General features: G+C 45.3%; 11 protein-coding genes. 8 read left to right on the top strand and 3 right to left on the bottom strand.

Features of this window, described 5'->3' with window-relative positions; all coding sequences use genetic code 11:
- Nucleotides 1-5 precede the first annotated feature (5 nt).
- From ABLA76_RS00840 to ABLA76_RS00815, 6 genes are all read left to right on the top strand, one after another.
- Nucleotides 6-6530: an AMP-binding protein gene (locus tag ABLA76_RS00840; protein WP_348986503.1), complete on the top strand. Its 6525-nt coding sequence runs from the start codon at nucleotides 6-8 to the stop codon at nucleotides 6528-6530.
- Nucleotides 6531-6657: 127 nt separating this feature from the next.
- The gene (locus tag ABLA76_RS00835; RefSeq protein ID WP_348986502.1) at nucleotides 6658-11676 is read left to right on the top strand and encodes a beta-ketoacyl synthase N-terminal-like domain-containing protein; all 5019 of its coding nucleotides are present in this window, start codon (nucleotides 6658-6660) and stop codon (nucleotides 11674-11676) included.
- Nucleotides 11677-11686: 10 nt separating this feature from the next.
- A complete protein-coding gene (locus ABLA76_RS00830; protein WP_047769103.1) occupies nucleotides 11687-12799 on the top strand; it encodes a cupin-like domain-containing protein in 1113 nt (370 codons plus the stop codon).
- A 135-nt stretch (nucleotides 12800-12934) separates the two neighbouring features.
- Complete coding sequence (locus ABLA76_RS00825) at nucleotides 12935-13666, top strand: GNAT family N-acetyltransferase (RefSeq protein WP_348986501.1); 732 nt, start codon at nucleotides 12935-12937, stop codon at nucleotides 13664-13666.
- A gap of 151 nt (nucleotides 13667-13817) precedes the next feature.
- Nucleotides 13818-14672, top strand: a complete 855-nt coding sequence (locus tag ABLA76_RS00820) for a 3-hydroxyacyl-CoA dehydrogenase family protein (protein ID WP_285810773.1) — start codon at nucleotides 13818-13820, stop codon at nucleotides 14670-14672.
- Between the two features lie 95 nt (nucleotides 14673-14767).
- Nucleotides 14768-14953: a hypothetical protein gene (locus ABLA76_RS00815; protein WP_348986550.1), complete on the top strand. Its 186-nt coding sequence runs from the start codon at nucleotides 14768-14770 to the stop codon at nucleotides 14951-14953.
- A gap of 94 nt (nucleotides 14954-15047) precedes the next feature.
- On the opposite strand, the gene ABLA76_RS00810 is transcribed toward ABLA76_RS00815, so the two are convergent.
- Nucleotides 15048-16259: an MFS transporter gene (locus ABLA76_RS00810; protein WP_348986500.1), complete on the bottom strand. Its 1212-nt coding sequence runs from the start codon at nucleotides 16257-16259 to the stop codon at nucleotides 15048-15050.
- A gap of 124 nt (nucleotides 16260-16383) precedes the next feature.
- On the opposite strand from ABLA76_RS00810, the gene ABLA76_RS00805 reads away from it, so the two are divergent.
- Entirely contained in the window at nucleotides 16384-17130 is a 747-nt protein-coding gene (locus ABLA76_RS00805; protein ID WP_348986499.1) for a class I SAM-dependent methyltransferase, read from the top strand.
- 55 nt (nucleotides 17131-17185) lie between these two features.
- Here ABLA76_RS00805 and ABLA76_RS00800 read toward each other — a convergent pair whose 3' ends face one another.
- Both ABLA76_RS00800 and ABLA76_RS00795 read right to left on the bottom strand, forming a co-directional pair.
- Nucleotides 17186-18670: a trypsin-like peptidase domain-containing protein gene (locus ABLA76_RS00800; protein ID WP_348986498.1), complete on the bottom strand. Its 1485-nt coding sequence runs from the start codon at nucleotides 18668-18670 to the stop codon at nucleotides 17186-17188.
- Between the two features lie 190 nt (nucleotides 18671-18860).
- A complete protein-coding gene (locus ABLA76_RS00795) occupies nucleotides 18861-21932 on the bottom strand; it encodes an autotransporter domain-containing protein (RefSeq protein ID WP_348986497.1) in 3072 nt (1023 codons plus the stop codon).
- 494 nt (nucleotides 21933-22426) lie between these two features.
- Between ABLA76_RS00795 and ABLA76_RS00790 the strand changes: the two genes are divergently transcribed.
- A complete protein-coding gene (locus tag ABLA76_RS00790; RefSeq protein ID WP_348986496.1) occupies nucleotides 22427-22861 on the top strand; it encodes an N-acetyltransferase in 435 nt (144 codons plus the stop codon).
- The last annotated feature ends 74 nt before the right edge of the window (nucleotides 22862-22935 follow it).

Genomic DNA, 22935 nt, shown 5'->3' with positions numbered 1-22935 from the left:
AAGAAATGTTCATTAATGATCCTATTGCACTGAACGTCAGAAAACAGGTAATAAAAGAGTATATTAGCCAACAGGTAGACACCGAATATCAGGGGTGTCCTTTTTTTGTGCTGGCGCAATCGATGCCGGAAATCAATACCGAGTTTGCCATCACCTCATTGCCCCTGCCGGAAACACTGAATAACCGGCTTTTCATTATGGCAGCAGCTTCACCATTACATCGTCTATCCCTGTTTTCCGCTGCGGTTAACTACCTTGCCTTTCTGCATTGCCATGAACCGGAAGGTTGTCTGACATGGGCGGTTGGCGAAAGTGATATAACGGGAAATACCCGGTCAATAATGGGCGGATATCGGGTTCCGATGAAATGGCACCTGACGGAAACAGCGTTGGAACAACCGGTAAAACGTCTGTTTGGCGAAGAGCTGAACCGCTGGAAACAAGTTGCAGCACTGGTTTCTGATCTGCCACCGCAAACGGTATCTTCCATGATGCCGACATTGCCAGAAATTTTAGTAGGTTATTCGGAAACACTGCCTCCATTTATGGATTCAGAGTCTGAAGTACTGGCGATCTGGTTACAGGCCGATGCGGAAAAATCCGTACTGCATGTCCGCTTTGATCTGCAAAAAATAGCACCGGAACTGATTGCGTTATTTATGGAGCGGTTGGTCTGTTTGTTGAGCAGTATGGTCTTTGAACCAGTGGCATTACTGGCATCAATGAACTGGATACCTCAGCCGGAGCAGGAGAGGCTACGTGCTTTGTCCGCGCCGGTTTCACAGCGGCAGACATTGCAATATCTGAATGTCGCTCAGGCGATAACGGCGTCAATTCGTGACAGAGCAGATACTGTATTTATAGAGGTTGATGGAAGGACGGTTAACTTTACCCAGCTCGCGCACTACACGGAAAATTTACTGACCTTACCCCTGTTTCCTCACTGGGATTCATTGGGGGATTGCATCCTGATTATTGGTGCCAAAGGCGTGGAAACCACACTGGCGGCAATGGCCTGTATGCGCATTGGTAAGTCTTTCTGCCTGCAATCAGACAGTATGCCGGAGCAGCAGTTACTGGATGTGATTGCACTGCATTGCACCCGAACGGTGCTGTTACAAAACACGGAGCAGACACATTCAGGCCAGTGGGCGAATTTATTCCGCCAGCATGGTTGTCAGGTGGTTATTCTGCCTGATTACCTTGCTGTTGCTCCGGAACAGTCAGCGTTTTCAACATTATCGGTAACGGAGAAACCGTTACTGGCAGAACTGTTGCTTAAGGGGGAATCTGTCAGCCTCGATGATCCTCTGTTTATTGTGATGACGTCGGGTAGTGAAGGAAAACCCAAAGGCTGTATCAATACTCATCAAGCATTACTCAGCCTCAGCACCGAAATGTATCTTCTGAGCGGTTCCGCTAATTTTCATCCAACTCCCCGACGCCTTGCCTCTGTATCCAATCATATTTTTGATTATTTTGTGCTGGAGTGTGTGCAGGTTTTAACACGAGATCAGGTGCTGGTTATGGTGCCGGAAGAAGCCCGTTTGGATGCGAAAAAGTGTGTCGCGTTTTTGCGGGAAAACCGGATTGATGCGCTGTTCACGACCACGGTATTTGCTGAAGACATCATGGAGCAGGGGGATATTCCCACACTCCACCAGCTTTATTTCGGTGGTGAAAGTTTGCGAACGTTTAAGAAGAACAATTACCAGCTCTTTAATGTTTACGGTCCCAGTGAAACCGGCGTTTTAACGACTTATTCCGCGATTGAACACAATGAGCAGAAAGTCACTATCGGTAAACCTTTCGGCGGATGCCAGTGTGCCGTGGTATTCCCCGATACGTTGCTGCCTTGTCCCATCGGTGTGGCGGGGGAGTTACTGATCGGCGGGATCGGGGTGGGTTCGGGGTATTTCAACCGACCGGATCTCACGGAAAAAACGTTTATCAGCCTGAATAACGCATGGCTGTCAGGGCGATATTATCGCAGTGGCGATTTATGCTGCTGGAATGCGCAGGGAGAACTGGAAATTCTGGGCAGGCGTGACCGCCAGCTCAAAGTGAATGGTTTCCGCATTGAACTGGACGCGATTGAAAGACAGGTATTGGATTTACCTATGGTTTACGAAGCGGCTGTCATTGGCGTTGAAGATAAACGGGGACATGCTCATCTGGCGGCGTTTATCGTTCCGATGGATGGCGGTCAGAGTACAGAGCAGGATATCAGGGAAGCCTTGTTGAGCCGGATACCGGTTTATATGGTGCCGGGCCAGATAACGCTGGTTTCCGTATTACCGTTGACCCGCACCGGCAAACTGGATCGGCAGGCATTGAAGCAGCTGCTGAAAAAAGAGGCTACCGATGCCCGACCTGCCGGAGAAACGCAGAAATGGCTGGCGACATGCTGGGAACGGCATTTAGAGCGGGATACTGAAGAGCTAGCGGTAAATAAAAGTTTCTTCTCGCTGGGCGGACATTCGCTGCGGGCGGTAAAAATGCTGGCAGACGTTCAGCAAAAGTTCGGTAGCCAGAGTGTTTCTTTGCAGGCGTTTTTTCAGCATGACACCATTGAAAAACTGGCGGCACTGATTGATGCACAGAGTTCTTCTGATAAGAAAGCAGCTCCGGAAGATTTTCTCAGCTTGCTGGATGCGGCGCCTCCGCTTTCACCGGATGGTCGCGGGCCATTATCGACGCAGGAAGCCCGGCTTTATGCGCAATACCGCCTGTATCCTGATTTGCTCATTAATATTGTTCCGCTGAAAATCCCGCTGCCGCCCGGAATATTTACCACGTCTGACGCTGAAACAGGCAAAAGTAAGCGTGAAGCGGTCAAAAAAGCCTTGCAGATGTTGGTGGATCGTCACGATATTTTGCGTACCCGATACCGCATCGATAGTGAAGGGATCCCCTATGCCGAAACATTACCCTCGCTGTCCGTTGACCTGATTCTGACAGATGACCAGAGCCAGTGGCTAAATAGGCAGATGCAGGTGTTCGATTTGCATGAAGGCCCTCTGCTGAGGGGCTTTGTACAGGACGCAGAGACAGAACAGGCTTGTTTGCAGTTACAAATCCACCACATCCTGACGGATAAACCTTCGCTGGAAATTCTCCAGCACGAATTTGCACAGTTACTGGCTGATGCGCCGCTGGCGCCGGTTAAACTGAATTACCGGCGTTATGCGATGGCGCAGGTCAATGCCCGCCAACATCCTGTCTGGGTTCAGGCCGAAACGTTCTGGAAGAATTACATGGAAGGACTGGATTTTGATCCATTCTCCGCTCTGTCCGGACGGAGCGCCATCGAGATGGGCGGGCAGATAAAGTACACAGACTGGGCATTGCCGAGTAAGAGTGAGAAAAAAATAAAACAGCTGTGTCAGTCATTTAACATCACGCCAGCCATACTATTTCTGTCTGTATGGGGGCTAACGGTGGCGCGTGAAGGGCGCAGTAACCGGTTTTCTATTTCCGTTGCAAATGCGCTACGCCCTGAACTCATGCTGAGTACGGTAGGAATGTTTGTCTCCCTATCGCCCTGTGCATTCCGGCTGGATCAATCCGGTGAACATTTTGACCAGTTTGTCAGGAAGCTGGCGGATGAGCAGTGGCAGACTACGGAACATCTATTTTTCCCCATTGAAGAAACCTTTGCGTTGCTGAACCGTGACCCAAGAATGTTCGGCAGTAATCCTCTCCAGAATATTTCCTATAACTACATTGATATTGCCGAAGATTTTTCCAAAGAGTTCGATGAAATATCGGACGAGGATAATGTACTGGAACCAGCCGGAGAAGCGATCACGCTTTCTGTCGTCCGTACTGCACAGGGTTATCGACTGGTTCTGGAATTCCATTCTGATGTTTTCACGGAAACACAAATTGCGGCTCTTATCGCCGGTTATCAGGCTATTTTTCAACGGATTATGCATCATAACCCCACTGTGTTGCAGGTGAATGACTTGATTGAACCTGAGAACGGGACACGAAAAGCGCTCCGGCCTGTACAGCGCAGTACACCTGCGGTGCCTATTGATACCCTGCTGCTGACCGCATTCCAGACATTAGGGGGACGCCCTGCGGTGATTGAGGGTGACAGTACCATCAGCTGGAAAGAATTTGCAGAATTAACTGCGGCTTATACGCAAATACTGAACCACAGCGCTATCCGGCGGGCGCTGATTATCGGGCATACGGGCAGCCAGATGCAGGCATTTCTGGCTGCCTGTTTTCTGACGCGTACAACCTATCTGGCGCTGGAAACAGGAACACCGCAAGAGCGTCTTAATGAAGTTATCCGCCACGCAGAACCTGATTGGGTACTGAATTTAGACCTAAATCATTCAGACCTAAATAGCGAAATCAATGCTACAACATTGGACTGGCATCATTTTCACAGCGTGAAATCCCGTGATGACAACCCGATTGGCTGGATATTGTATAGCTCTGGCACATCAGGGCGACCGAAAGGTATCTGCGTCAGCGCGGACATTGCCGCGCAGTATATTGATTCGCTGATTAACCGGCTGGCATTAAAACCCGTAACCGAACCATCATCAACACAACAAAGCCTGCGGGTTGTTCAACAGTTTTCCCCCAGCTTCGACGGTTATCTTGAAGAGATCCTGCTGGTCTGGGCATTACACGGTACCAGTGTTATTGCGGATCGCTATAGTTTACTGAATGAAAGGAAAGCGAAAGCGTTTCTGATCCGTTACCAACCGGATATTATCTCTGCTGCTCCGGCTCTGTTCTCCGTCTGGAACCGGATGACGGATTTATCGCCTTTACCCAGAGTCTGCATTAGTGGCGGAGATTTTCTGACCCGTGGCGATATTGATCAGTTAATTGACCGAACCCAGATCTGGAACAGTTATGGCCCGACAGAAACCTGTATCGCTGTTTCCATGGTGAATTGCGCAGAACTGCCATCCGATACCGCGTTGTCTATTGGTGAACCCTTGCCGCATGTCGCTTTCAGTGTGGTGGATCAATATGGCGCACCACTCAGAGCCGGGCAGTGGGGCGAGATGGTGATCTATGGCGAGTTTGCACAGCACGGCTATCTGAATGACCCTGAGCTGACAGCCGAAAAATTTGGACAGGATGAACAGGGGGCTTTCTTCCGTACCGGCGATCTGGCAATGGTGGATAAAAATGGCCGGTTTTATCTCAAAGGGCGCATGGATAACAGCTGCAAAGTGCGCGGTAATTTTATTGGTCTGGGGGAACTGGAAAACCGAGCCAGACAGTATCCGGGGATCCTTGCAGCGGGTGCTGCCGTAGCGTTTGCCGGTACTCCGGAGGCCTGTCTGGTGCTAGCGGTTGAAGGAAAAGCGCATATCCAGTCAGGATTGCAGCAATATCTGGCTCGCCATTACCCGCGTTCTCATCTGCCCTCGGCTATCTTTCCGGTAGAAAGTCTGCCCCGTACAGAGATAGGCAAGATGGACAGGCAACAGATTGTGCAGCTGTTCCAGCAGTGGTTTGGACATGAACAACAAGAGCCGGATCTTATCACCGATGAGACATTACAGAATCTAATGGGGTGCTGGAGAAAATGTCTGGGTTATAAAGGCACACTGACCCTCAATTCCGATTTCTTCCTGATATCGGGTTCATCGTTAAGTGCCGTACATCTGGCGGGTCAACTGGAAAAGGTGTTTGAGGTGATATTCAGCCCGGTTGATGTGTTCCGCAATGCCACGATAGGCGAGCAGTGGGCGTTGATTAAAGCGCGGCTGAACGGTAATTATGAGGCGATATTCCGCGAAAAATACCTGAATGAGAACAATCCGGCTCTACCGAAATTGTTGCTGTTACCACCAGCGCTGGGCAGTCTGGTGGAACTACAGACGCTGGCAAATAATTTAGCGGGTCGGGTAACTGTTTCTGTTCTGACCCTACAGCCTGCGGCTGTTGAAAACCTGTCTGCGTCAGCGTTTAAATCGGCACTGCTTAACGCCCTGAAATTACAGGCAGACAATTTATCACCATCACGCCCCTTGTGGCTGGGGGGATATTCCCTCGGTGCAGAAATGCTGGCGGCGTTATTACAGCATGAGATATTTTTATCCGAATTAATGCCGCACACACATATAGAAAAATTAATTTTCTTCGATCCCAATCTCAAAACCAGCCTGTTTGATGGTCAAGCACTGTATGCGGAATTTATGGATTTCTGCCTTGAAATTCACCACGCAGCTGAAAAGGGGATCGACATGAATACTGACACAGATGCTGAAACATTACGGCAAATATCACCGGCGCTCTATCAGGAGTGGCGTCAGTATTGGTTACAACACCAGATCCTCGAAAACAAGACATTCCATACACGGATGCTGGCGCAGCCATTCCCCTCAGTCTCCATTGCAATGTTCTTTTCTGACGATGCAAACAACGCAGACATTGATGAACTGAAGCAGCAATTGCGAGGACAGGTTTCTATCCATCACCGGAATGGCAGTCATTCTGAATTTATTCAGCGGTTATCTGCTGATGATTTTAACGGCGTGGAACAGTAACAATTTATACAAACCCAACTTCAAGATGCGTGTTGTCTATCCCCGCAAAACGGGGATAGACAACGCCTTATATCGTTTTGAAGTTTTAAGGCTTATAGAGTTTGAAAGATAGGGAACAGGGCAGATCATGAATACAGTAATAAGAGAAGATTTGGATATCGCGGTTATTGGTTTGTCAGGCAGGTTTCCAGGGGCAGAAAACTACACTGCGTTCTGGCGCAATTTGTTGACGGGCGTGGATAGTATCTCCCGTTTTACCGAAGAAGAGCTGCTACAGGCCGGGCACGATAGCAGAAAGATATGCAATAAAGATTTTGTTCCGGTAAATGGTGTGCTGGAGGGAGCTGGTTATTTTGATGCTGAATTTTTTGAGTACAGTCAGGCCGAAGCCGCGCTGTTAGATCCGCAAACCCGCCTGATGATGCAGTGTGTCTGGCATGCACTGGAAAATGCCGGTGTTGACCCGGATAAACGCGGGCACAATATCGGGTTATTTCTAGGGGCACGCAGTACGGTATCGTGGACAATGCAGGCAATGCTGTCCGAGCAGACAGAAAATGTGGGCGGTTTCCTTGCCTCTCAGTTAGCCAACAAAGATGCGATGAGTACGCTGATTTCATGGAAACTGGGTCTGCAAGGCCCCAGTTTTACCCTCCAGACCGCCTGTTCCACCAGCTTGGTTAGTGTGCATCAGGCGGTACAGAGCCTGTTAAGTGGTGAATGTGATTTTGCGGTTGCCGGTGGAGTCAGCCTATTGTTGCCACAACAAAACGGGCATATCTATCAGGACGGTATGCTGTTCTCAAAAGATGGCAAAACCAGAGCTTTTGATGCCGATGCAACCGGCAGTGTATTCGGCAGTGGTCTGGGGGCGGTGGTATTACGGCGTGCCGGAAATGCGATTGCGGATAACGACCCTATTTGGGCGATCCTGAAAGGTTCCGCGATTAACAATGATGGAATCCGGAAAGTCGGCTATACCGCACCCAGCGTCAAAGGGCAGACGGATGTAATCCGTACCGCTTTTCAGATGGCTGAGATGGATGCGGCAGATCTGGGCTTTATTGAATGTCACGGCACAGCGACTTCCTTAGGGGACAGTATTGAATTTATGGCATTGCAGGAGATTTTTAATGAAAATCGCTCTGCTGCTGAATCTGCTTCCCAATCGATACCGATAAATCAGTGCGCGCTGGGTTCGGTCAAAACGAATATTGGGCATCTGGATTCTGCCGCAGGTATTGCCGGATTTATCAAGACAGTTATGGCCGTCAGGTATGGCGTGATCCCGCCGACATTGTATTTCCACTCGCCTAACCCGTTGCTGGGATTTGAACAGTCACCGTTTTATATCAATACACGGGCTGAACCGTGGTTATCTGAACAAGGGAAACCAAGAACTGGCGGTGTCAGCAGCTTTGGTATTGGCGGTACGAACGCGCATATCGTGCTGCAGCAGTATATTCCTGCTTCTGCGGCTTCCGCTCCTGATATTACGCAGCCCTGTTTTTTCCCTTTTTCTGCGAAAAACAAGGCGGCACTGGTACAACAACTGGAATCAGTCTCTCACTGGTTAGTACAGCTGTCTGATCTGGATCTCGCCGCATTATCCCATACACTGAGTAAACGGCGTAGTTTCCCGTGCCGAATGATGTTTGTGGCAGAGTCAAAATTTGCCTTAATGCAGCAGATTAAAACGTATCTGGCGCAGGAGGAACATGATGAACTGGCGCTGATCCTACAGTTTCTACAACAAAGCACTGTACCGCCGGATAAACACTCTGAGATAGTAGCGGATATCAGTCGCTGGATTTCCCGTCAGGTAAAAGAACCGGCAGAATGCTTTTTTCCTTCTTCCCAAGGTCAGCCGCTGACAGATGTTCCCGGATATGCGTTTATTCGGGAAGAGCATGGTGCCGGATATATTACGGATAAAAATTGGGCACAGATTGCCAGTGTGATTACCACAACAGAAAGCAATAATCTGTCCAAAAATATGCCGGGGTTGTTGTTGCCATTCTGGAAAGCGATCCGTCTGCCAAAAGAACAGGAAGGAACGCCTTATTCACGATTACTGATTGATCAGCATCTGGCGTTACCGGAAAATATTCCGGCGGATAACAGCCAGATTGAGGCGCTCCATCTGAATTTGGCCTGTTCCCGTGAAATCCGCAATGTGCTCGCCGGGCTATCTGATAATTTACAAATCAATGAGTTACCAGAAAGCACATCTTTAGTGTTATCGCTGATGTTTACGGCAGATAGCTTCTCTTTCTCAGTAGATTCACTGCAAGCACTATCAGAATTAGGAAAAACGCTGGCAGAGAATGATTTCTCTGCATTCAGTTCTGTCCATATTTACCTGATAGCCCCCGTCGGTGACAGATATTCCGCTGAATCGGTTTTAACTGAGTCGGCACTTAAGGCTCTGGCTCTGGTGCTGCCACAGGAAATACCGGGTATCACATGTACGTTTTTAAGTTTGCAGGATCTGAATGTGAACAGGGTATCTGTGACGTTGTCACGATTACTGCAAACAACCGTATATGGCCCGCTGAAACTGAATCGTGATGGTCTGTTTGTTGAGGATTTCCGTTGCCCTGATCCGGAAGAAAATGAAGTCGCAGATAATGCTCATTTTATAGGTAAAACTTATGTGATCACCGGTGCCAGCGGAAGAATGGCCAGAGCGATGGCAATGGTTATTGCTCGGCGCTTTCAGGGGAAACTGGCATTGATCAGCCGCCAGTCTGCAGAGACAGCTGCGATGCAGGACTTACGAAATGAGTTGTCAGAATGCGGTGCTACTGCGGTGGAGATTTTCCCGTATACGCTGGAAAATGAAGAAAATGCGCTCGCACTATTTACATCCATTCGTCATCGTCTGGGAGATATTTATGCCGTTATCCATGCAGCAGGTGTGACGGACGGCGATTCGTTTTCTCCTCTGATTCAGCTCAATGCTGAACATTACAGCGCGCAACTTAAGCCCAAAGCTCAGGTTGCGGCGGTGCTTGCCAGCGTATTTACACATATTCCGGTCGAATATTGCTTTGTCACTTCGTCTATGTCGGTATTTTTCGGCGGCATCGCTCACGCGCCTTATGCAACCGCCAATCTGTTTCTGGATGGCTGGGCGCAGAAACAAAATTTATTTCTACAAAAAACACATTCACCGAATACGCACTGGGTTGTCATCAACTGGGAAACGGTACATTTTGAACAACCCACTGACGCTACGAAAGAAGATGCAACAAAAGAAGCACAGGGTTGGGGGGACAATGAGGTTGCTTTTTCCGGCGCTGAATTCCCCGCGCTGTTTGAACGCAGCCTGCGTGAATATGACAATGCAGATCAGAAAATTTTCTCCGCCGGGCAGTTTATGGAGCGGTTATACAGCTGGGGAGGAAGACGTACAGCCAGCAGCGTTGATGCTCCGAAGCCAGCCAGAATCCGGCTGAAACCCAGACCTGAAACCCTGCACGCTGAGTATCAGCCGCCGACCAACAAGATGCAGCAGGAAATTGCCGACATATGGAGCCAGATCCTCGGCATTGATGGTATCGGTATTGAGGACAAATTTATGGCGTTGGGAGGCGATAGTTTAAAAACTATCGTCATGGCAGAAAAAGTGTATAAAAAAACCGGCAAACGGATTGCGATTCAGGATTTCTTCGTCCAGCCGACCATTCTTGAAATTGAACGGCAGTTCCTCAGCGAGCAGCAGAATCCTGTGCCAATGCTACCTTCTGTTGATCCGGACGCGCCAATTGTCGCCAGTTCTGATCAGGATTTACTGTATATCCACCAAATCACGTTTGCCGATGGCAGTTATAACATGCCAACAGCTTTCCGCTGTCCCGCCTCGATCAGCGCAGCTGTGATTGCGGAGGCACTGGAACAGCTCGCTAACAGGCATCCTGTACTGAAATGCCTGTTTCAGCGTCAGGGTGCCAATCTGATGATGCTGCCTCAGCGCACATCCGAAGTCAGGTTATGGGTATCCGAAGCAGGCGAGAAACCAGAAGAGAATGCAGTTCGTCTGGAGCAATTCGCCAATCAGCCTTTCGACCTGCATACTGATTTACCTGTCCGGGCGATGATGCTCACCGCTTCAGTATCTTATCCATACCATCAGGTGTTGATCGTGGTACACCACATTGTTTGTGATGCCATTTCTCTGGGGATATTGGTTGATGATTTTCAGCGCCTGTTGCACGGTTTGCCGTTACCGACACCGCAGTACAGTTTTGCGGCTTACCGACGTTACCGGCAGGAGTCTGCCAACGAGGACAGGACGCGCAAAGAAAAGGCTTATTGGCTTGCCAATCTGTTACCTCTGCCTGCGCCGTTATCATTACCGATGAAGGAAGGATATAGCTGGCATACCGATACGGAAAGAGAGCAGGGACTGACGCTGAAACAAGCTCTTACCCCGCAGACCAGTGCTGAAATCAGGCAGTTATGTGATGAACTTGGTTTGTCTGTCTCTACCTTTTTCCTTGGCATATTTGGTGTCCTGATAGCAAAAATTGCCCGTGCCGATACTTTCCTGCTGGGGGTTCCGGTGACAGGACGTATGCAGCCGGAAGAGCTGGAACTGGTCGGTTATCTTGTCAACATGCTGGCCTTGAAAGTTGAACCGGAAGCTGACTTGTCTGTGGCGGATTATCTGCTGCAACTGAATGCTCAATGGACTGAAAGTGTGCCTTACCAAACTTATCCGATGAGTACTCTGCTGGATGATCTCAGCACTGAATGCCAGATGCCGAATCGTCAGGGCAAACATCCCCTGTTTGACGTGGTGTTCAACTATTTACCTTTGAGCCTGAGCAGTGCGGATATCCATGATGGAAGCGATTTTTCTCGGTTTGAACTGGCGTCAGAGGCAGCCAAATTCGATCTGGAACTGGAAGTGTCTGAAACCAAAGATGCTTTTCATTGTTTGATTCAGCTTCGCCTGCAGATGTTCAGCGAAGAGACAGCCAGAGTGATATTTGGTTATTTCTTTGAATTAATGAATGAAGTTATTGCTAATCCTGAAGAAGAAATTCAGGAGTTGCTTAAGAACCTTACTTATGGTTATACGCCGGAATCGTTCGCTCAGGTGAACGATCAGGATATTGATTCAGAGTTTAATTTTTAGGGAGTGAAAAATGAATTTTTTCAGTAATGCCTGGAATATACTCGGTGATCTTGCTATGTGGGCACATGAAGAAGTGAGTATTTACCGTCACAGTAACAAAATTGTGCGGGAAACGGAAAGCCCTGATGCACTGGCTCGTCTGGAGTCAGCAGAATATCGCCCTGTGCCGAAAGTTTCTGATATCTCGCTGGCCGAATTTCACGAACTCTATTTGATGAAAAAAGAGCCTGTGATTATTTCTGACGGTCTGAGGGACTGGAAAGGGAAACAACTTTGGAATTTCGATTATTTTTCTCAGGAATTCGGTGAAATGCAGGTGCAGTTACAGGATACCGGGTTCAAACCCCAGCAAATTGTCGAACTGCGCACCTATTTGCAGGAAATCGCTTCACTGCCTGCGGTTGAACTGGGGCAGATTAACCCTGATCTCAACTACCTGAGATATACCTATGACACTTTTTTTAAACACCTGTTATTCACATGGGAACTAGGGCATTGGGTAAAAACCGACTCCTTCAGTTTTCGCGCGTTTCAGCGTATTCAGGAACACTGGCGCAGGCCGTATTTCCTGACTGAAAGTGGTTATAAGATCCCCTGTATTCAATTCGGAATCTTCCAGCCCAATAAAAGGATGAGTCAGGATTGGGGACTCTATTTTTCAGCGCCGGGTGTCTGCACTCGTTTACATGTTGATGGAATGCGCACCAATGCGGTGTTGTGCCAGATAGAAGGCCGTAAAGCCGGCTGGATTTTTTCAGCTTCGCTGGAGGATGTGGTCAGAAACACTGCTGAAGGGCGAGCAGGTTTGCCTCGCGCGGAAAAGCAAAAGCCGATGAACCAAGGCAACAAGCGGGTTGAGCATAACCAAGATCGGATTTGGCAGTTTGATCTATTGCCGGGGGAGATAATGCTGATCCCTAAAGGGTTAGCTCATGAGGTGCATACATTATCCCCCAGTATTTCCCTGACTTATAATTTCATTACCTCTGCAGAATATCGGGATTATTTTGATTTTAAAAAACAACGGGGTCACGGCTGGATTGCTAAATCACCGCTGATTGCCGTACCGGAATTTTTTCAGATTTACCAACGCAATATCTCCTCTTCCCGTTGCTCTAAATGATAGGCAACGCACAAATAAGGTATTAATGAATAGTGATGCTTTGTGATTTTTTGAGCAGTATTATAGGCACGCATCCCCCGTCGCTGACAGCGGGGTTCTTCATTTTATATAAGTAAATCCACGAGAGTAAAAAGTATGCCTTTATTTTCAAAAACAATAACTGATTTCTGGCAGGCCCTGATGTTGGGTGAAGATATTCTTTATAAGGATGATGTTTTTACTATTATTACCAATACCCGTCTGGAACAAAATGATCGCGTGATGGTACTGGAAATCAGTGACGGCCGGGTAATGGCAGTTCTGACGCCAGAGATGGCTGAAAAAGCCGGGCTTTATCATCAGGAAAAAATATCTGAATCTATTTTTCGCCAGAAATTAAATCAGGCGAATATTACTTTGCATGGTGCTGACTATATTTTTTATTTTCCAGAAACAGAAAAGCGCCAATTATTGCAGGAAAATTCAGATAAACAGCGTCAATTGATGGAAGAGCAAGATGGTGAAATCTTCTCGGCATTTCAGGCATTGGCTTCGGAGCAGGATCTGGACAACGCTTATGTTGAACTGGATCACTGGTCGGTATTCGGTGCTTTTGATGAGAAAAACCATCTGGTTAGCGCGGCCAGCATGTACCCGTGGAATGGTTCACAACTTGCTGATATGGGCGTACTGACGCTGGAGTCTTTCCGCAGTCAAGGCTATGCCCGAAAAGTGGTACGTGCAATCAGTCAACATGCCTGCGCTCAGGGGTATGAACCTCAGTTCAGATGCCAGCTTGATAATCTCGCTTCTGCGGCACTGGCGAAAGCTGCCGGTTTAACGTTGTTCGGTAAATGGGAAATCATTTCTCCTGATTCAGTTAACTGAGTTATCTCCGCAAAAAATTTTCTGAATTGAAATAATCCGTTCATTTTTTAATGAAGGTTGTAGTCAATCAGACTGCAACCTGTTTTTTCATCACTAAATCCGTCACTCACTCCATTACTTATTTCATTACAACCAAGAAGAAACAGTCACTATGCCAAAACTTAAAATAGCTGTGGTTGGAGGAGGAAATATCGGCTCTAGCCTTGCCTTCGATTGCGCTTTACGCGGACATGATGTTGTTGTTATTGAAAAAGATGCGATCTCCTGTGAAAAAAGCAGGGAAAATATCGTAGAAACTGCCGATTATGCGCCGCTGTTCAGTCCGCTTGCCAAGGGAAAAACGGCAGAAATGATACTGCAAAATATCGTCTGGTCGCAGGATTTATCGGCTATCTCTGATCGGGAATTTGTAGTAGAAAACATTACCGAAAATATTGCAATAAAACAGGCGCTATATGCGAGCATGGCGGAATTTATCGCTCCTCATGCTGTACTGGCAGCGAATACCTCCTGTATTCCCATCACAAAACTGGGGTCGTTCCATCGCGTGCCGTCTCAGGTGATTGGAGTGCATTTTATGAACCCGGTCTATTTGAAACCGACGGTTGAGGTCATTATTGGTTTTAGTACCTCGGAGTCTGTTCAGGAACGATGTCTGGAAATTCTGACTATTTTATGCAAACAGGCGGTCGTGGTGAAAGATGGTCCCGGTTTTGTTTCCAACCGGATTTCTCATTTATTTATGAATGAAGCGGCATTTACAGTCCAGGATGGACTTGCTCAGCCCAAAGATGTCGATGCAATATTCAAGGATTGTTTCGGGCATAAAATGGGGCCGTTGGAAACGGCTGATCTGATCGGAATTGATACTGTCGTTAATTCTCTTGACGTACTCTACCAAATTTTTCAGGACTCGAAATATCGTGTTTGCCCCTTGATGAGAACAATGGTTGATGCGGGGTATTTAGGGCGCAAAACTGGCAAGGGTTTTTATACATATACTTAACGCGATGCCCGACTTTTATGATGAGTTGAAATGACATAGCCGCTCCTTTATAACTTTAAGTCGTCAAACAGAGAGAAATAAAGGAACAAAAGGCTATGTCACAGCAAGATTTTATCATTGATTTCGGCTGGCGTCAGATGACACGAGAGCGTGAAAAGCGTGCTACGCTGAAACCCTTGTATGAAATCTTCAAAGGGTTACAACCCAGGCTGGGTATTTCACAGAAGTCATATTCATTTATCAGCAAGGAATGCGAATGTACAAAAAAGACAGGAAAATAAATTCTATTTTGTAGGCCAACTATATTTCCCCGAGGATATATCTAAAGAAGTCATGAGTAATAATATGTATTCTCCACACACGGTGTAGGTGAATCTAATTTAGGAAAAAACTTCTTAACCATAATACAAATAAATCTTTCAGTGTTAACCCAATTGCCACGATAAAACAGCTTCCCAGTAGCATCGTCGTTACCGCAGTACCATATTGTGTTAGTGACAGAGTAGCTACTGGAAGTAAAAACAGAATGGTTAGATTATTCAGACTTTCTGATATAGCCAATATTTGGCCTTTATCCTGCTTTGCCCGATTTGCCAGAATTGAAGTACTTATTGGAGCAGCCAGGCCGAGTGCATATCCCCATAACATCAGACAAACTAAACTAAAAAGCAAAGACAGGGGGAATAACATAAATACAGAACTGGTGATGAAAAGTAAAACTATTGCCAACAACAACGCACATTCATCTCTGATATTCAGGTGATTCACGATACTTACGGATAGGTTACCCAAACCAAGCCCGATACCAAATACAGAAACAGAGATACCGACAGCTCCTGTTCCCATAGCGTAATGATGTCTTAAAACTTCTCCGGCTAATATAAAAGCAGATACTGCTGTACCATTCCAAAATCCTTTCGCAATAAGGGGACGTATTAAGTTTCCTTGGCATACAAATTGAAATAGTGATTGAAACGTCACCGTTTGGTGAACTTTTTTTAGGGTAGTAATCTGGTTTGGAATGTATTTTTTGTTCAAAGCTTTTTTGCTTAGAACGTAGAGCAAAAAACATCCTACCGCGCTCACTAAAAATGGCACTTGCCAGTAAAATAACTCGGTCAAAACACCGGCAAAAATAGGACCTCCGGCAATTCCAGCTGTCATACCAAGCATGACAATACCCATCGCGGATGCCTGTTTATGCGATGGAAAAAGTTCTGCAACCAGCGCAAATATGGTTGGAATCAAAGCGGCGGAAGCAATGCCACCAAAAATACGTAACCCAATTGCAATCTCCAAGTTGGGGGCTATCGTTAGCGCTACCCCATCAAGGAACAGAAACAGCAAGGATGCCCGCAATAATTTGCGTCGATTGATCCGATCAGATAACCAACCGAAAATTGGTGCTGCAAGTGCGTAGGCGAGGGCATAACCAGAGACCAGCCAGGTGGCTTTGTCTGTTGTTGTCCTAAATTCATCAGCCAAGGGCTTGAGCATGGGGGATAACATAAATTCCGTCGCACCAATGAAAAATACAATAAATGAAAATATAAGTAGAATCATAGACAGAACAGTACGTGGCGGCATATTTAAGCCTCCTTAGATATAAAAAATGGGATTGGTAACAGTAGAATTATTTGATGAAAAAAGAACGAGAAACAGGGCGGGATCAGTATGATGATATTAAGTAAGATACTAGGGATTATTAAATATGGCAATTGATCGACTCTATCAAGACAGTCACTTAGCTCAGTTTTATGATTTCGATAACGAGTGGATACCAGATTACGACTATTATGTCAGACTAGCCAAAAATGCACATGCTATTTTAGATCTGGGCTGTGGTACTGGAACGCTTACTAATAAAATTGCCCTAACTTATCCCGATAAAGTGGTATTTGGCTGTGATATTGCCGATTCCATGCTGGATATTGCTAAATCAAAATCAGCAGGATCACAAATCACTTGGGTGCAATCCGATGCTAAACAGTTGGCACTATTTCAGAGATTCGATTTAATCATTTTATCCGGCCATGTTTTTCAAGTGTTCTTAACTCATCAAGATCGAGTCGCAGTACTTAAACGGATTTATGAACACCTGGCAGAAGGGGGACAATGCATCTTTGACAGCCGTAATCCTTTAGTAAAAGAGTGGTTGACTTGGACAAAAGCAGATTCTAAACGTGAATTTATCCATCCAATGTTCGGCCCTATCTTGGCATGGAATGATTTTCGAGTTCACAATACTACTGTTACTTACGGCACTTACTATAAAATTTTAAACAACAAACAGGAATACCAGGCATTTTCATCAATTACATTTGCCAGTTTTGCTGAGATCCAGCAAGCACTAGCTGACGCGAATTTAATTGCGATAAACGTATTAGGTAACTGGCAAGGAGAAACTTATCATGATCAGTCAGAAGAAATGATTTTTATCATCAGCAAGAAGAAATGAGAATTAAAAGGAAAACTCACTGCCAGCTTTTGCCAACAGTGAGTTCATTTACTTTTTACTTAGTAGTCGTTGCTTCAATATCAAGTACATTAATCGGGCCAGCATTTCCTGCCATATCTTCACCATATGCGCAAACACGCCATGGTGCTTCAGATTTTGCCAACATTGTTAGCCTCCAGGGATAGCTATAGCCTGTTTTGTCGTCACAATTCGTTGTTGCTTTCGGTCCATATTTAATTTGTATACTTGAGATATCATACGGACGAGCGTTAGCTGTTATACGCCAGGCATCCCCGAAATCATCCTTATTTAACACCGGCTTAATTGATGGTGGCGTATTATCAATTTCTCGCAACATGACAGAAGCATCTTTTGTCTTTTGCCATTGACCATCATTATCCTGGTGAATAACACAGAGTTTATAGATGCCTTCTTTGGCAGGAACCAGCATGTTTTGCAACGGGCTTTGGCTTACAGAAATAACAGCACTGTATCCTGCTTCAGCTGAACAATCGACATCACTGATTAATCCTGTTTTATATCGGATATTCTTAACGTTAGCATTTTCCTTGATAACGATATCCCATTTTGCTTTCTCACCGTCAGCAGGATTAACGCTCTGAGTTATCCAACGTGACCAAAGTGGGCTTCTTTCCAGAATATTACCGCTGTTATTTTCCAGTTTCGACAGGTCTAACTTGCTATCCCTTGTCAACGCATTAGCAATACTATCGACAGGAATAAAATAACTAGCCCCTTCTGTTGGAACACCTTTATTATTTTCGATAGTACAAGGTCTGCCAAGTCCACAGCCGGTCATTCCTGGTGTGACTGTTGTGTTCAATACACCAATCACATCTGTTTTATCTTTCTCAAAAACAGGGGAACCAGACGTTCCACCAGCGACACCATCACAATTCACGGCGAAAACCGAAGCCCAAATCCACGGAGAGCCACCCTCATATAAGACGGGTGATTTTCCAGTGATATTACACTCAGATTTTCTGAGATAAGCGTAATTATAATCAACATTATCGACAGGAATATGAGTCAACACAATAGGCTGGTGTTTCATATCAAGGTGTTTTTTCAACTTCAAAGGATGATAGCCTTTTTTCGCTAAATCCCCATAAGTTGCATCCAACTGTAATACCGCAATATCTTCGTATTTCATCGTTGAATATAAAATACGGTTGACTTTTATTGGTGATAACGCATTTTTCTTATCAATAAAATAATCCGGGGTATATCGCCAATATTCAGGTGCCGGCTGATCAACGATGGCGTCATTTGTGCCTACATTGCTATCTACACAGTGCCCTGCGGTAAGTATCAATGCTGGTGTATCCTTATCCGGTGCAGTTTCACCAGAAATCAGGGTTGCTGTACAGTGTGAGATTCCATTTAATTTACCAACAGTTCTAAATTTTTCAGCGCCGGGATCGGTTGATTTCATCAACGGAGCACCATTATTATTTGAAGCTAAAGAACTTGCTGAAACAGAAAATAAGCTGATTAATAGGATGTTACGATAAGTCACAATTTTCCTCCTTTGGATCGGTTTAATGACTTAAATTCATTATCTAATTTAATCATTATTCAGTGCTACCAAGGGGGTTTGTATCAGAGAGGATACAAAAACCTAAAAATCTCACGCCATAAAAAAACTCACTGCCAGACATTGCCAGCAGTGAGTTTCTGTTATCAAGAACATATGCAACTTTTATTAACTAGAATTTCCAATGAGCATTCAGGAATACACCATTATCCTTATGACTGCCTGATAAAACACCGTTATACCCCAGTGACAGTTTAGTATTTTTATTAATTTCCAATTCCGTACCTGCCTTAATTACAGCAGCATCTCGTGCCGCTGAAATACTGTTGACAGTAAACGTGGCATCACTATTGTTAAAACTTAATTTAGTGCCTCGATCTACATGGCCAAACTGATGTTGCCAACCCAATTCACCATATGCTCCTACTGTGATTTCGTTTTCAGTTTGCCATTTTTGATCAACACGTAAACCTAATGTGGAGAAGGTGGCATCTTTCGATTGTTTCTTACCGTTCAATGCAGCCGCACCACCATGTTCATTAATCCCTTCATTACGAAAATTAACATAAGACAGGTTGGCGAATGGTTCCAGATTCAGCCACGAAGTATTTATTCCGTAAGCGGTCTCAGTAAACAATTGACCGGTTTGAGCACCATATTTTGCTTTCAGATTGTCGGATTGATGACCAAAAGCAACCGAGCGTTTGGTATCAAAACGATGCCAGCTGTAAGTAGCGCCGGCACGCAATGCCAAAGCATCAATCTGTTTGCTACCATATAGCGCCAAATGGAAATTGTTACTGCGTGCTGAAGTGTTATATCCACCATTCAAAGAAGAGCGGGTATATCCGGTAGCGACACCGAGCCGCCAATCATCACCGAATTCTTTATCCGCTCCTAATAACACGCCATAGTTGGATACACGATAACCGTTGACTTCACTGTTACCATTGGCACGTTGCCAGTTACCTATGAGTTGTCCCCAAGCACCGTTTCTATCAACCTTGATATTCTGTTCAATGGTTCCCCCCTTAGCCTGGCGTAAACGGGTATTCAGTGTATCGCGCAGATGGTGGCTATTATTGATTTGTGCCGCAGCAACATCGGCATGGATCTGACCGGAAGAAAGTTGCTGGAATGCCTGACGTGCTTGCGTTGCTGTATCAAACATCAGGATACTTTCATAAACCGGATGGCCCAAACTCAGCTTATCAGCAGCATTAGCCACAGCACGTTCATTAGCGGTTATGCCTAAACTGGCAAATGTGGTGGAATTACGTTTTATATCCAACATCACTCGATCAGTTTGGTAACTAAGCTCAGTGCCAACGAATAAATAGTTTGGCACTACGGTTGCAAACTTGCCGTTGATACCACGGTTTGCTTGCAGAATATTATATTGCTGACCAAGCAAACTACGAACTTCTTGCTTCGATAACAAGTTATTACTATTTTCCAGCGTGACTTGAACTTCACCGCCCTTCAACATGGCCAGGCCATTGCTGACAATACGGTCACTATGACCCTGGCTATCTGGTACAACTTCTACCTGATAACGTGAGCCAGTCTGGAAAGTAATATCACGATCAACTTTCAGCGTACCGCTAGAACTTAGGTTAGAATTGGCATTTAAGCTGCCGGGTACAATATTGGCACCAGCATTGACCATGATTGAACCGACAGTACCATCCCCGCCAAGAATTGCGCCATCTTGCACAGTAACATCCGAAGTTATAGAACCGCTAACCAGTAAACGACCTTGCTCAACCAAAGTTGGCCCTTTATAGAGACTGTTTTTACCGGCTAGTTCGAGTGTACCGTTACCGATTTTCGTCAATCCGCCATGACCGGAGATATCATTATTCCAACTGTCATAAGCGCATTCAATACCATCACAGACGCGTTCTACGGTAGTGCCTTTCTCAACTATGCCACCAATACCTGGAATATTGGCAATGAATTGCGTTTCAGAATAAGAGCCGGGAATAGAGTATTTCTTCGGAATATCCTTTTCGGTGATGAACATTTTAGGACCATCAATAGCAACTTTCAGGTTCAGCATTCCCCAACCATACATGTCATCCAAGCCTGGCTTCCCTAAATCGGTTGCCGTGGTTTTGAGGACATCAGCGATCTGCCCGGCAGTCATGTAGGGAAAGCGTTGCATCAAGACGGCAGCGGCTCCGGCTACATGCGGTGATGCCATTGATGTACCTGTGTAGGCATCATAGGTGGGATCAATCGTCAGCTCACCATTTTGGAAAGCATCTTCGTCGATCTCTCCATCAATTTTAGAAACAAATTCTCCCGTGCTGCTGTAAATTTTTGTGCCTGGTGCCGACAAACAGTAACTGGCAGTATAACCACACCGCGTTGATGAAACGTTAATTTCGTTTTCCCTAGTCAGGTTGGCAACGCTGAGGTAGTTTTTCAATGCATCAGGGAAGAAATAGGGCATACCCGCATGTAACCAGGTGATGTTATAGTTATTTGCATTCCCCGCAGCAAAAACAACTAATTTTCCATGACGCGCTGCACGCAATAGACCCGCAGTTCTCGTTGTATAGTCATCGAGTTCTGGAATTGGAGAACGGCTTAACCTATCCAAATCATCTTTAATTGGCGTGACATAATTAATGAGTTCTTGCAACGTAATTTGGTCATACTTGACTGTTCCGTTTTCCCATCGTTTAGGCCTGCCATACTCATCAGTTTCATAAGAAGGGCGAACTCCCCAACTGTTATTAATAACACGTGCATTGCTTTGGATCAGGGCTTCTGTACGGTTATAGGGAGTTTGTAAATATTTCCCAGTAATTAAACCTGCATCAAATGCTACACCGTGCATTTCCTTGCCATCCCGGTTTGCTGCAATGATCCCTGAAACATGGTTACCGTGAGCACCAAAACTGATAATCCCTGTGTAGGGGTTTTCATCGTAATTCCAAGTGTCGTCTGGGCTTAGAATTTTCAGTTTGCCTGCAAATTCAGGATGATTAATAACGGCTTCATCCAATACACCCACATTAATACCTTTTCCCGTGTAACCACGAGCATAGGCATAATGAGCACCAATAGCGGCTAATCCCCACTGATGATTAAATTCATCTGATAACCAACTATCGGGTGAGTTTTTTTTACCCTGTTCCAGATATTCTGTAGCCATTGAAGCACTGACAGGTAATAATCCCAAAAATAACGTCATCCACAAAAATATCGGTCGTGCCGAATTGTTTTTTTTCATAAAAGAGGTTCCATTTTTTAAAAAGTGGCAACTTTCAATTCGCTGTTTGGCACATCGCTCCTTGAAAAGTCCTTATTAATAAATCCGATAATTGAACTGAAATAAGTAGGCCATGGTGGGATTGATCTCTATTTTTAAAACAGCTATAGAACAATGCAGACCATATTATTTTTTGCCCACGAGTTGCTATAGCATAATAATTAGACCCAAAACGCAAGGATAATAATTAACTTTTTTATAACCATTTTATAACAATGGAGGCATCATATAAATAACATACTCTAGTTTAAAATCCCGTTTAAATGGCATGATTCTGGCATAATGTGAATTGATTACATGTCAATTGTTGTTAATATGTAATTTTTTATGAGGGATTACTGTTTGTAACGCTCATTATTATGAGAGGCTTTTTCTATGATTATTTGGAAGAGGTGCTTTATTTTTAAAATGAAAAGATTACATCGAAAGTAAAGTAAATCACGAGGATATCAAAAGTGATCAGACCATTTACAAAAGCAGATATGAATACGGTTCTATCTATTTGGTTGGAAGCTTCTATCAAAGCACACAATTTTGTGGCAACTGAATTTTGGCAATCACAAGTAGAAAACATGAGAAGCATCTATATTCCGGCTTCAGAAACTTATGTCTATGTACAAAGTTCTAACGTTGTCGGTTTTTATGCGCTTCACGAAAATAGTTTGGCTGCGATTTTTGTATCACCAGATAAACAGGGGCAGGGAATTGGCAAAGCATTAGTGAACGATGCCAAAAATAGAAGAACTGAACTCACGTTATCGGTTTATCAGCAAAACCAGGCAAGTTATGAGTTTTACTTATCGCAAGGATTTTATGTTGTCAGCGAAGAAGTCGATGAACACACTGGATACCAAGAATATCTTATGTGCCTAAAAAGGGAGCAACAATGATGAAAAATGGCCTCAGAGGCTTAAAGATAACTATATTAGTAAAGAGATGTTTTTAATCCAATCGAGCGCGAAAT

The organism is Xenorhabdus sp. SGI240, from assembly GCF_040081915.1.
In the GTDB taxonomy this organism is placed as follows: Bacteria; Pseudomonadota; Gammaproteobacteria; order Enterobacterales; family Enterobacteriaceae; genus Xenorhabdus; species Xenorhabdus bakwenae.
The sequence above is the reverse complement of the archived record's forward strand: the minus strand, read 5'-3'. Positions and strand labels throughout refer to the sequence as shown.

Bases quoted from the DNA above. Each gene is read 5' to 3' on its own strand.
- ABLA76_RS00840 (WP_348986503.1), top strand. From the start codon at position 6: ATGTTCATTAATGATCCTATTGCACTGAACGTCAGAAAACAGGTAATA.
- ABLA76_RS00835 (WP_348986502.1), top strand. From the start codon at position 6,658: ATGAATACAGTAATAAGAGAAGATTTGGATATCGCGGTTATTGGTTTG.
- ABLA76_RS00830 (WP_047769103.1), top strand. From the start codon at position 11,687: ATGAATTTTTTCAGTAATGCCTGGAATATACTCGGTGATCTTGCTATG.
- ABLA76_RS00825 (WP_348986501.1), top strand. From the start codon at position 12,935: ATGCCTTTATTTTCAAAAACAATAACTGATTTCTGGCAGGCCCTGATG.
- ABLA76_RS00820 (WP_285810773.1), top strand. From the start codon at position 13,818: ATGCCAAAACTTAAAATAGCTGTGGTTGGAGGAGGAAATATCGGCTCT.
- ABLA76_RS00815 (WP_348986550.1), top strand. From the start codon at position 14,768: ATGTCACAGCAAGATTTTATCATTGATTTCGGCTGGCGTCAGATGACA.
- ABLA76_RS00810 (WP_348986500.1), bottom strand. From the start codon at position 16,259: ATGCCGCCACGTACTGTTCTGTCTATGATTCTACTTATATTTTCATTT.
- ABLA76_RS00805 (WP_348986499.1), top strand. From the start codon at position 16,384: ATGGCAATTGATCGACTCTATCAAGACAGTCACTTAGCTCAGTTTTAT.
- ABLA76_RS00795 (WP_348986497.1), bottom strand. From the start codon at position 21,932: ATGAAAAAAAACAATTCGGCACGACCGATATTTTTGTGGATGACGTTA.